A 10,991-nucleotide genomic window follows, 5' to 3' on the forward strand; every position below is an offset into this window, starting at 1 on the left:
GGTGACGGCACCTGCCGTCTCGTGCCCGAGCCAGCCAACGGCAGCCGACCTGATGTCAGCGAAGAGTGGGCCCCTCCCTCCGGTCCACCGTCCTTGTGGTCAGCCGTGCCCCCGGTCCTGACTTCTCCGTGCGTTCCACCTGCCTGTGTTTGCACGCCTTGCGCGTGCGCGGCGACGAGAGGCCCGCCCCGTCGGCCGCGCGGTCGCATCACGAGGAGGTTCTCCGTGCCCATACGCGACAAGGCGCCAGTACGCGACAAGATGTCGGCGCGGGAAACGCTGCCGGCTCAGGGAAGGCCGCGGGCCGCGGCGGGGGCCGTCTCCAGGCTCGGAGCCGGGAGAACCACTGCCGGCGGCACGGGCAGCCCAGGCGGCTCCGGCGCCCCCAGTGATTACGGTGCCCCGGGTGGCTCCGCGGGCTCCGCGGCGGCGATCCTGCGGGCGGTCCTCGACCACGGTCCGGTTGCCCGCACCGCCATCGGGAGGGCAACAGGGCTCAGCCCGGCGGCGGTCTCCCGGCAGACGGCCGGGCTGATCTCCCTGGGTCTGCTCCGGGAGCTTCCCGCCTCCTCGCTGGCTCCCCGGGCCGGGCGGCCGCACGTGCCCCTGGACGTGGACACCGACCTTCATCTGGCCTGCGGGGTGCACATCGCCGTCCCGTTCGTCACCTTCAGCCTTGTCGACCTGCGTGGACAGGTGGTGGCGCGGGAGCAGTTGCCGCGGGAGGGTGGCCCGGCGGACGTCCTTCGGATGATCGCCCAACATCTGCCCGGCTTCCTCGCCCGGCGTGCCCGGGGCAACCGTGTCCTCGGCCTCGGCGTCGTCACCGGCGGCCGGGTCGACCCCGACCTCGGCGTGGTGATCGAACACGAGCCCCTGGACTGGCATGACGTGCCGGTCCGGGAGGTGCTGGCGGCGGCCACGGGCATGCCGGTGCACGTCGACGGGCACGCCCGCGCCCTGGCCCAGGCGGAGATCCTCTTCGGTGACCCGCGCGCCCGGCGCAGCCTGCTGCAACTGTTCGTCGGCAACGTGGTCGACGCCGCGTTCGCCACCGACGGATCGGTGCACATCGGACCGCACTCCGCCGCGGGCGGCATCGCTCACCTGCGGCTCGCCGACAGCGACGCCCCGTGCCGCTGCGGCCGGTCGGGCTGCGCGCAGGCGGCGCTGTCGGAACGGACCATGCTGCTGCGGGCGGCCCAGGACGGGATCATCTCTCGTCCGGACCTGCAGGTGCTGCTGCACGCCGGGCTCGCCGGCGACCCGCGCGCGCTGTCGCTGTTGCGCGCCAGGCTCCGGCTGGCGGGTCGAATGATCAGCCTGCTCGTGGACATGATGGACCCGGAAATCGTCGTTCTCACCGAGGCCGCCACGCTCTCCCTGCCGGATCTGTTGGTCGACCTGCACGAGGAGATCGCCGCGCACTCACGCGTGTACACCGATCCCGAGCGGATGGTGCTGCCGAGCAGCTTCGGCATGAACGTGCTGGCCGTCGCCACGGGAGCGACCGTCCTCGACGCGGTCCACCGCCGCCCACACAGTCTGCCCGTCCCGCTGCCCACCCCGATGCCATCGCGGACACCATCACCGACGGCCTCACCGACACCGACAGTCGCCGCAGCCGCCCGCCGGAGGTATTCATTCCATCAGAACACAAAACGTTGACGGCCCGGAAGGGCGAGACCGAAGATTGACCGGTGAGCGACTCCGGGAACGGCGGTACGGGAAGATTTCCCGCGGCCGGCGCGCGTTGTCGCCGATGTTGACGCCCTGCGTCACGTGCCGCTGTCCATCGCGACAGAATCCGTAGTCGATCGCGATAGCGCCGATCGCGATAGCGCCGATCGCGACAGCGCAGACGTTCCCGGCACGCCCCGAGAACGCCTCCCACCGGTCCGTCACCCGGAATTCCGGCCGCCATCCCCGCCGTCTCCACATCTTTTCCCAACCCATGGAGGAAAACAGGATGACAACCACGACCCCTGTTCTGGGACTTGACGTCCGCCCGCTTTCCGGCTATATCGGGGCCGAGATTCACGGAGTGGACCTGCGCGAGGACCTGGACGACGCGACCATCGCCGAAATCCGCTCCACGCTGCACCAGTGGAAGGTCGTCTTCTTCCGCGGCCAGAACATCGACCACGCCCAGCAGGTCGCCTTCGGCCGGCGCTTCGGCAAGCTGACCCCGGCTCACCCGCACGAGGACGCGCCTCCGGCGAGCTTCCCGGAGATCCTGCCGATCGACAGCCGACGGTACGCCAGGTTCTTCGGAACGAAGAAGAAGGTCACCTACGACAATGGCTGGCACACCGACGTCACCGCGCTGGTGAACCCGCCCGCCGGGTCGATCCTGCGGGCCGACATCGTCCCGCCATACGGCGGTGACACCGCGTGGACCAACCTGGTCGCCGCCTACCAGGAGCTGCCCGAGCAGCTTCGGGACCTGGCCGATGGCCTGCGCGCCCGGCACAGCTTCGGAAACTTCCCCAGCGAGAGCGAGTACGGGCGGAAGGTCGCCGCAAACCCGCTGGTCGCGATCCACCCGGTGGTGCGCGTCCACCCGGAGACCGGCGAGCGGGCGCTGTTCGTCAGCCCGAGCTTCACCTCCAAGGACAGCGAGATCATTGGTTTCTCGCCGAAGCAGAGCCACCGGATCCTCGACCTGTTCTACGAGCAGATCTCCCGGCCCGAGTTCACGGTGCGGTTCAAGTGGAACCCCGGTGACATCGCCTTCTGGGACAACCGCGCGACCTCCCACCTCGGCCCGTCGGACCTGGGTCACCTCGACTTCGACCGGGTGCTGTACCGGGTGACCATCGAGGGCGATGTTCCGGTCGGCGTCGACGGCAAGGAATCCGAGCTGGTCGCCGGGGAACCGTTCCTCGGCTCCTGATCCGCTGTCCGCCGGTCTCCGCGGTCTCCGCGGGCACCGGAGCCGGCGATCCGCTGACAGCCGCGAGGGCCAAGTCCCGCGCGGCTGTCAGCACACCGCCAGACAATCCACCTCGAACGACAAGCCGCCCCGACCAACGATCCACCCCGAACGGCCACCGTTTGTCCGCCGGATCACGACCGAACGACCCGATAGGGAGATTTCCGATGCAGCATCGACGACCGCGCAGGCGGCGTCTTTCCCTCCTGTCCGCCGGACTCGCCGCGGCCGTCACGGTGACCCTGGCCGCCTGCGGGAGCGAGGACGGCAGCGGCAGCGCGGGTTCGGCCGCCACGGGTGGCCAGGTGACGCTGCGGATCGGCGACCAGGGCAAGTATCTGGAACTGCCGCTCACGCTCTCCGGCGAGGCGCGGGGCACTTCCTACGGGTTGAGCTGGAACACCTTCGCCGACGGTCCGCACATGAACGCCGCGTTCAGCGCGGGCAAGCTCGACGTGGGCTTCATGGGCGACACGCCGGTGCTGTTCGCGAACGGGGCGCACGCCGGCGTGACGGCGGTCGCCGTCGCGGAGAACCCGGTGAACACCCAGACGATCATCGTCAAGGCCGGCTCCGGGATCCACAAGCCAGCCGACCTCAAGGGCAGGCGCATCGCCCTCACCCTCGGTACCTCTCTGCACGGTTACCTGCTCAACCAGCTCTCGTCCGCCGGTCTGAAGCAGAGCGACATCACCCCGGTGAACGTGCCCATCACGAGCCTCGGAGCGACCCTCGCCTCCGGTCAGGTCGACGCCATCGTGTACGCCAAGCAGTACGTCGCCGCGGTCGGCCAGCAGGCCCCCGGTTCCTACGAGATCGAGACCAGGCCGCTCCCGGTCTTCTCGGTCGTGCTGGCGTCGAAGAACGCCCTCAAGGATCCGGCGAAGCGCACGGCGGTGCAGGACTTCCTGATCCGCCTGTCCCGGGCGTCCGCCTGGCCGAAGGCCCATGAGGACGAGTGGATCCAGAAGTACTACGTGGGCCAGCTCAAGCAGAACCCGCAGGCGGCGAGGAAGTACTTCGACTCGCTACCGCAGGCACTCTACAAGCCGGTCTCCGAAAGCTTCATCGAAAGCCAACGCGTGCAGGCCCGGCTGCTGATCGACGTCGATCAGCAGCCGAAGACCCTGAACGTCGACGACGAGATCGACAAGGGTTTCAATGCCGAGCTGACCGCCGCGTTCACCAAGGCCTCGCTGGCCACCTGAACCTCAGAACACCAGGACATTCCATCCGAGGGGGGGATCAACGTGACCGAACTCATCTCACCCGGCGGCGTCATCGCCGGCGGCCGGACCGAGGCCGGGCCGCGCGGCACCGGCGGGCGCCGGTGGATTCCGCCGGAGGTCCGCCGGTTCACCGGTCCCGCGCTGTTGTTCGCCGCCTGGTGGACGGTCACGGGACTCGGCCTCGTCAGCGACCGGTCGTTGGCCTCCCCGGCCGCGGTGTTCGGCGCGGGACGGGAGCTGTGGAACAGCGGCGAGCTGCTGGACAGCCTCGGCATCTCGCTCTACCGGGGCGGGGTCGGCCTGATCCTCGGAGTCACCATCGGGCTGACTCTCGCGGTGATCGCCGGTTTCTTCCGCGCCGGCCAGGACGTCGTCGACTCCGCGATGAACTTCCTACGGACGATCCCCGTCATCGCGTTGCTGCCGCTCATCATCGTATGGATCGGCATCGGCGAGGAAGCAAAAATCTTCCTGATCACCGTGGGGGTCTCCTTCCCCATCTACATGAACACCTACTCCGCCATCCGCGGGGTCGACATCAAACTGGTGGAGGCCGGTCAGACCTTCGGCCTCGGCCGGTTCGGGCTCATCCGGCGGGTCATCGTTCCCGGCGCGCTCCCGGGCTTCCTCGTCGGTCTGCGCTGGGCCCTGGGAGTCGCCTGGCTGCTGCTGGTCTTCGCCGAGCAGGTCAACACCGACAAGGGCATCGGCTACCTGCTCAACAGCGCGCAGTCCTGGAACCGGACCGACATCATGGTCCTCTGCCTGGTCATCTACGGAATCCTGGGACTCGTCAGCGACGGAATGGTCCGTATCCTGGAAAGGACGCTGCTGTCATGGCGCGGCGGCTTCGACGGAACCTGAGCACCGACACCGACGACGCTCAGTACACCACCATCGCTCAGCGCACCACCGAAACCGGCGAAACCCGCGGTGCCGACGGCGCCGCCATCCGGATCCGCGGCCTGCGTCGCACCTTCGGGGATCACACGGTCCTCGACGGCCTCGACCTCACGGTCGCCTCCGGGGAGTTCGTCGCTCTGCTGGGCCGCAGCGGGTCAGGGAAGAGCACGCTGATCCGCATCCTCGGCGGCTTCGACGGCGACATCTCCGGCGAGGTTCTGGCCACCCGGCAGCGTTCGGTCGTCTTCCAGGAGGCCCGGCTGCTTCCCTGGACACGGACCCTGGCCAACGTGACGATCGGTCTGTCCGGCCGTGACGTTGCCGAACGCGGACGGGCGGCGCTCGCGGAGGTCGGGCTGGCCGGGCGGGAACGGTCCTGGCCGGTGACCCTGTCCGGCGGTGAGGCACAGCGGGTCGCACTCGCCCGGGCGCTGGTCCGGGAGCCGGACCTCGTCATGCTCGACGAACCGTTCGGGGCCCTCGACGCCCCGACCCGGATCAGGATGCACGCCCTGCTCCAGCAGCTGTGCCGTCGTCACCGGCCGGCGGTGCTGTTCGTCACGCACGACGTTGACGAGGCGATCCTGCTCGCGGACCGGGTGCTCGTCCTCACCGAGGGACGGCTCTCCCTCGACGTTCCGGTCGATGTGGCGCCCCCTCGGCGACGGGCCGACCCCGCCTTCGACCGGCTGCGTTCCACGCTGCTGGCCGAGCTCGGTGTCGACGAACTCGCCGAAGGCGATCACTGACCCGCCGCCGTCGAGCGGGCGATCTCGGGTCCGGTGGTCTGCGCCAGCAACGGCATGGTCGACGCGATGACGGCGAGGGAGGCGACGAGTCCGGTGATGACGAGCAGGTAGTACCCGGCTCCGGGTGGATGGAGGGCCTCGTCGAGCTGCGCGCGCAGGAAGAGCTGGGCCGCGAGCAACCCGGATCCGGCGGAGACGGCGGCCGTGAGCATGAGCGGGGCGACCGTTTCCAGGATGACAACATGCCTCAGCACCGCGAGTGGCGCGCCGGCAAGGCGCAGGAGGCTGAACGGGCGTTTGCGGTCGGCCAGGCCGCTGGCGACGCTGACCGCCAAGCCACAACCGGCGATGGGCAGGCTGGTGAGAATCACGACGTCCGCCAGCCGCCGGTAACTGTCAAGATGCCACGAGCTCTGGGCGTCGGCCTCCGCGAAGGTCACGGGCGGAAACGTTCTCGGGTAGGCGATTCCGAGGATGGTACGGACCCGTTCGACCGCGGCCGTCGACCCGTCCGTGGCGACGACGATCTCCTCGAGGGGAAGCCGCTCCAACTCGGTGACGGACGTCCCGGCCGCCGGCCACGTGGTGTCGGCCATTGGCGAAGCCACGTCGACCACCGAGCCGCCCACGCGGAGCCGGATGGTCACGGCCTCGGCGCCGGCCGGGCAGCGACCGAGCGTCGGGACGCGGGCAAGCTGGGCACAGGAGACTAGTTCGGGCGGCAGGTATTCACGCGGATCGGAGCCGGGAGCGGCGTGGATCAGCGCGATCCCCATGACGCCTGAGGCCGAGGCCATCGCTCGAGTCGTGGCGGAGGGGATCGAGCTGGTCGTGTTCATCGCGGCCGGGCCATCCCTCAGCGTGGCGACAACGGTCGCGTCGCCCGCGGCCTGCCCACCGGTGGTGCCGCCGTTGTACGCGACGATGGTGGTGATGATCCCGGTCGCGCACGTGCTGACGAACAGGGCGAGCACCAGCCCGCCGATCGCGCGAAAGCCCGCCTGAGGGTTGTCGGCCAGACGACGCGCGGCGATGAGGGTGGCCGCCCGCCTGGCGCGTCGGGCCATCAGCCGGGCGCCGGCCATCGTCAGCCAGGGTCCGGCGATGATCAGCCCGGCCATGGTCACCAGGATCCCGGCCAGGAAGACGACGGCCTGGGTGTGGCTGCTGGTCTTGGTGTCCGCGCCGATGTCGTTGACGTAGGCGAAGTAGCCGAGTTCGGCGAACCCGGCCAGTAGCGGGATCACGCGCCACGCGCGGGGCGGGCGGGGGGGGTCGCGCGTCGGGTCACTCCCAGCGGAGAGATGTTCACCCGACGCAACGCGACACGGGCCGCGACAGCGGCCGCGATCGGGATGCCGAGCGCGACGAGAAGCACGTCGGGCAGGCGCAGTGACAGGTCGGCGGTGAAGAACGCCTCGCCGGTGAACGGAATCCGCGCCAGCGCCGGGCGCAGTGCGTAGAATAGGCCGAAGCCGGCGGCCACTCCCGCGGCGGCGGCGACACTCGACTCGACGCCGGAGATCACCGAAATCTGGCGGGGCGTCGCGCCGATCAGGCGCATCGCGGCGAAGCGCTGCTCCCGGCGCGCGGCGGACAGTTGGGTCGCGGCGCCAATGAAGATCAACACCGGAAACAGCAACGCGGCGATCACGACCGCCAGGATCAGCGTGATGCCGTTGGAGTTGATGCCGACACCGAGCGCGCAGGCGCCGACGCAATCGCTGGGCGTCGTCGTGCTGATCCGGTTGACCAGGTCGACGCCGTCCTGGTGGGAGAGGTCCTCGACGCGGTGGCCGATGACGATGATCAGCGAGTTCGGCGCCGGCAGGGCCGCCGAGCCGATCGTGCCGACGAGGGTGCCGGGGTAGCGGTCGCCGAGCTGTGCCGCGGGGGTGTCGCGCAGCAGTTTCGCAAGAGCGGGTGAGGCGTAGAACTCCCCCGGGCCGGGGAGCTCCCCGATGCCGGGCGGGACCGGGGAGTGGGGGCCGGTGGCGGCGACGTCGACCCGCCCGATCTGTCGACCCCGGTAGTAGTCGGCGCGCAACCGCCACCACAGCGGGTCGGCCCCGACCGCGCCGTTTGCGGCGGCGGGCCGCGTCGACGCGCCCGGACCGCCCTGCCGGTCCGGCGAGCCCTGACTGCCCGGCCCGCTTGAGACGGCCGGCGGGGCCGGTGCGGCCGATCCGGGGTAGGCGGTCTCGAGCCAGGCGTAACGGGAGTTCTGGGTGCTGACGGCGTTGAGGCCGGCCAGCGTGGTCAGCAGCAGGCCCACGCCGATCGCCACCGCGATCGCGATGAGGGCCAGCCGGGCGACGGCATCCCGTCCGCCGGCCAGGGTGAGCCGAAGGCCGAGTCGGATCACGAGACGACCAGCTCGCCGGAGGTCACCCTGCCGTCGCGGACGATGATCTCGCGGTCGGCATAGGCGGCCACCCGGGGATCGTGGGTGACCAGGACGACGGTCGTGCCCTGATCGCGGGCCGCGGCCACCAGTAGTTCCATCACCCGCTTGCCGGTGAACGAGTCCAGCGACCCGGTCGGCTCGTCCGCGAACAGCACCTCCGGGTCGGCGACTAGGCCGCGGGCCAACGCGACGCGCTGGGCCTGCCCGCCGGACAATTCCCCGGAGCGACGGCGCCCGAGCCCGTCCAGGTCAAGTCACTCCAGCCAGCCGCGGGCCTGGCCCATGGCGTCGGCGCGGCGCGCGCCGGCCAGCAGCAGCGGCAGCGCGACGTTCTCCTCGGCGGTGAGTTCCGGGACGAGCTGCCCGAACTGGAAGACGAAACCGAACCGGTCGCGCCGCAGCGCGGCGCGCTCGTTCTCGCGCAGGGTGTCGATCCGCCGGCCGGCGAAGTGGATCTCCCCGGCGTCCGGGGTGAGGATTCCGGCCAGGCAGTGCAGCAAGGTCGACTTACCGGAGCCACTCGGCCCCATCACAGCCAGGATCTCCCCGGTGGCGACCGACATGCTCGCCGCGCGCAACGCGGGCGTCTGACCGAACGCCAGCCGGATCTCACGCGCCGCCAGCAGGCGCCCGGATCGGCCCGCCGCGGCGGAGGCCGGGGGCGCGCTCACGGCCTGACCACCCGTGCCAGCGCGTCCAGCCGGGCCGAGGTCAGCTCGATCCAACGAAGATCGGCCTCCAGGTGGAACAGGCCATGATCGGCGAGCAGCGCGTCGACCAGGCTCCCGGTGCGCTTGAGCTCGGTCAGTTCCCGCATCCGCCGCATGTGCGCGGCCCGCTGGGCGTCGAGGTACCGCTCGGCCGAGCGTCCCGACATCAGGGCCAGCACCACCTTGACGAACAGCACCGTCTGCAGGTGCGGCTCGGCCGCCACCGGCGTCGCGAGCCACGTCTCGACATCGCTGACGCCCTGTTCGGTGATGACGTAGCGCTTGCGGTCAGGCCCGGCGCCCGGCTCAGCCTCGGCCGCGATCGCCTTCCCGTCCCGAGCCAGCCGCGCGAGCGTCGCGTAGACCTGGCCGAACGGTAGCGGCTTACCCCGGCCGAAGAAGGTGTCATAGTCGCGCTTCAGGTCGTACCCGTGGCTCGGCTCTCGCTCAAGTAGCCCCAGAAGGGCCAGTGGAACGCTCATACCGCCAGAGTCTACATCGAGTGTATACTCGACGGTAGGCGGCTCCGGTCTTCGCGGCGACCTTCATCTGCTCGTAGTCACGCGCCTTGTCCCGCGTTGCCGGGCCGGTGATGTCCGCGACTGAGCGGAAGCTGTCCTCTTCCCCGAAGGGCTCCGACGCCTCGCGCCAGCCGGGCGGCGTGACGCCGAGCTGCTTGCCCAGCATCGCTACGAAGATCTTCGCCTTCTGTTGGCCGAAGCCCGGAAGCGCCGCGACCCGCTTGAGCAGCACCTTGCCATCGGTGGCAGTGGTCCACAGCCGCGCGGCATCCCCGTCGTACTCGTCGACGATCAGCCGGCACAGCGCCTGCACTCGCTTGGCCATCGACCCCGGAAACCCGTGCAGCGCCGGCTGCCGCGAGAACACCGCCCCAACGCATCCGCGTCGTAGTTCGCCAGCTCCTCCGCGTCCAGCGGCCGGCCGAGTCGCAGCGTCAGCTCATATGGCGCCACGAACGCCCGCTCCAACGGGATCTGCTGGTCCCAGCCAGTCCCGGAAAGATGGAGTGATGGATAAGGTGATCAAGCAGACTCGCGAAGGACCCTGCGCACGATCTCTTCGACCTGGTCCACGGTCACCACGGACGTCTCAGGACTCTCCATCGCCCGCGTGAGGATGCGCCGGACCAGGGCCGAGGTTGGAATGTGCTCGGCGGCCGCGCGAGCCTTGAGAGCGTCCGCCAACGATGTGGGCACCCGTACCGAGACGACGGCCTGTTCGGACTCCACCGCCTCCGCCTCGGCGGCTTCGGCCTCCTCAGCCGCGTACTCGGCTCGGATCGCCTCCCGCCGGGCACGTCTGGACGGATCAGTCATTGTCGCCTACTCCCTCCAGGTAATCGCGAAAGTCGCTCCCCCGGGTCTTCCAGGCGGTGATCCCGGCTTGATCAGTCGGATCGATGATCACAGTCAGCACGAACCCGGCGTTACGCGAGTAACCGATCAGGCGAGCCGCGCCTATCCTGCTCTTCGGGTCGGGGTCGCGAAGGATCCGTCTCGGGTCCCTGGCCGCCTCCAAGGTCCACTCGGGCTCGATGTCCGTCGCGCCAAGGTAGCGATCGGAACGGTGCCGGATGTACTCCGCGTCGTCCCGGTCCCACCACAGGCCGTCCACCACAACTTACAGTGTCACACAGCTACTTACCTACGCGCCGGGCGACACCCAGATGATCACTGGCCCGGCAACTGCCTGAGCCGACGGGTACATCGGTCGCCCTGGGGATTCGGTTTGACCTTGCCAGCCGCGATAGGGATGAACGATGCTCGCCTTGCTCCATCCGCAGCTATCGACGGACTGCCCGGAGAGCAAGATTCTGCACCACCATGGGCAGTAGAAGGTGCTCAGGGGACGTAATGAAGTAACAAATACGTGATCGAGAGCATCATCGCAGGTCACAGGCCTGTGGAGGGTTCGAAACGCGCAAGTTATTTCATTTCGACTCCTCAGCCTTGAGGACTCGTTCAGAAAGGCTCTCAATGGTATCGCCTGGCAGGACGGGGATTTCATGCCTGGCGATAACACGACCTTCGTCATACT

11 protein-coding genes and 1 pseudogene are annotated in these 10,991 nt (G+C 69.5%); 5 read left to right on the forward strand and 7 right to left on the reverse strand.

Going from position 1 to position 10,991, the window contains the following annotated elements:
* Positions 1-261: 261 nt before the first annotated feature.
* The 5 genes from AC08OU_RS07330 (at position 262) to AC08OU_RS07350 (ending at position 5,816) form a co-directional block, all read left to right on the forward strand.
* Positions 262-1,668, forward strand: coding sequence for an ROK family transcriptional regulator (locus tag AC08OU_RS07330; RefSeq protein ID WP_476599262.1), 1,407 nt, complete (start codon positions 262-264; stop codon positions 1,666-1,668).
* 301 nt (positions 1,669-1,969) lie between these two features.
* Complete coding sequence (locus AC08OU_RS07335) at positions 1,970-2,896, forward strand: TauD/TfdA dioxygenase family protein (RefSeq protein WP_476604547.1); 927 nt, start codon at positions 1,970-1,972, stop codon at positions 2,894-2,896.
* 206 nt (positions 2,897-3,102) lie between these two features.
* Positions 3,103-4,143, forward strand: a complete 1,041-nt coding sequence (locus AC08OU_RS07340; RefSeq protein ID WP_476601605.1) for an ABC transporter substrate-binding protein — start codon at positions 3,103-3,105, stop codon at positions 4,141-4,143.
* Positions 4,144-4,185: 42 nt separating this feature from the next.
* Positions 4,186-5,028 carry an ABC transporter permease gene (locus tag AC08OU_RS07345; protein WP_476601606.1) on the forward strand — a complete coding sequence of 281 codons (843 nt, stop codon included), beginning with the start codon at positions 4,186-4,188 and terminating at the stop codon, positions 5,026-5,028.
* Positions 5,001-5,816 carry an ABC transporter ATP-binding protein gene (locus AC08OU_RS07350; RefSeq protein WP_476601607.1) on the forward strand — a complete coding sequence of 272 codons (816 nt, stop codon included), beginning with the start codon at positions 5,001-5,003 and terminating at the stop codon, positions 5,814-5,816. The genes AC08OU_RS07345 and AC08OU_RS07350 overlap by 28 nt, the downstream gene beginning before the upstream one ends.
* On the opposite strand, the gene AC08OU_RS07355 is transcribed toward AC08OU_RS07350, so the two are convergent.
* The 7 genes and pseudogenes from AC08OU_RS07355 to AC08OU_RS07385 form a co-directional block, all read right to left on the reverse strand.
* Positions 5,810-7,063, reverse strand: coding sequence for an FtsX-like permease family protein (locus tag AC08OU_RS07355; RefSeq protein WP_476601608.1), 1,254 nt, complete (start codon positions 7,061-7,063; stop codon positions 5,810-5,812). The two genes, AC08OU_RS07350 and AC08OU_RS07355, sit on opposite strands and share 7 nt — an antisense overlap.
* Entirely contained in the window at positions 7,060-8,181 is a 1,122-nt protein-coding gene (locus AC08OU_RS07360; RefSeq protein WP_476601609.1) for an FtsX-like permease family protein, read from the reverse strand. The genes AC08OU_RS07355 and AC08OU_RS07360 overlap by 4 nt, the downstream gene beginning before the upstream one ends.
* Positions 8,178-8,894 (reverse strand): annotated as a pseudogene (locus AC08OU_RS07365) (ABC transporter ATP-binding protein). The gene AC08OU_RS07360 and the pseudogene AC08OU_RS07365 overlap by 4 nt, the downstream one beginning before the upstream one ends.
* Positions 8,891-9,415: a PadR family transcriptional regulator gene (locus tag AC08OU_RS07370; protein WP_476601610.1), complete on the reverse strand. Its 525-nt coding sequence runs from the start codon at positions 9,413-9,415 to the stop codon at positions 8,891-8,893. The pseudogene AC08OU_RS07365 and the gene AC08OU_RS07370 overlap by 4 nt, the downstream one beginning before the upstream one ends.
* Entirely contained in the window at positions 9,381-9,821 is a 441-nt protein-coding gene (locus tag AC08OU_RS07375) for an HhH-GPD-type base excision DNA repair protein (protein ID WP_476601611.1), read from the reverse strand. Before AC08OU_RS07375 ends, AC08OU_RS07370 begins: the two co-directional genes overlap by 35 nt.
* A 155-nt stretch (positions 9,822-9,976) precedes the next feature.
* Positions 9,977-10,270: a ribbon-helix-helix protein, CopG family gene (locus tag AC08OU_RS07380; protein WP_476593287.1), complete on the reverse strand. Its 294-nt coding sequence runs from the start codon at positions 10,268-10,270 to the stop codon at positions 9,977-9,979.
* The gene (locus tag AC08OU_RS07385) at positions 10,263-10,571 is read right to left on the reverse strand and encodes a hypothetical protein (RefSeq protein WP_476595923.1); all 309 of its coding nucleotides are present in this window, start codon (positions 10,569-10,571) and stop codon (positions 10,263-10,265) included. The genes AC08OU_RS07380 and AC08OU_RS07385 overlap by 8 nt, the downstream gene beginning before the upstream one ends.
* Positions 10,572-10,991: the final 420 nt, after the last annotated feature.

The sequence above is a fragment of the Frankia sp. CcMO1 genome (assembly GCF_977945845.1).

Coding starts and splice junctions, on each gene's coding strand:
- AC08OU_RS07350 (WP_476601607.1), top strand. CDS start 5,001: ATGGCGCGGCGGCTTCGACGGAACCTGAGCACCGACACCGACGACGCT.
- AC08OU_RS07340 (WP_476601605.1), top strand. CDS start 3,103: ATGCAGCATCGACGACCGCGCAGGCGGCGTCTTTCCCTCCTGTCCGCC.
- AC08OU_RS07370 (WP_476601610.1), bottom strand. CDS start 9,415: ATGAGCGTTCCACTGGCCCTTCTGGGGCTACTTGAGCGAGAGCCGAGC.
- AC08OU_RS07380 (WP_476593287.1), bottom strand. CDS start 10,270: ATGACTGATCCGTCCAGACGTGCCCGGCGGGAGGCGATCCGAGCCGAG.
- AC08OU_RS07335 (WP_476604547.1), top strand. CDS start 1,970: ATGACAACCACGACCCCTGTTCTGGGACTTGACGTCCGCCCGCTTTCC.
- AC08OU_RS07330 (WP_476599262.1), top strand. CDS start 262: ATGTCGGCGCGGGAAACGCTGCCGGCTCAGGGAAGGCCGCGGGCCGCG.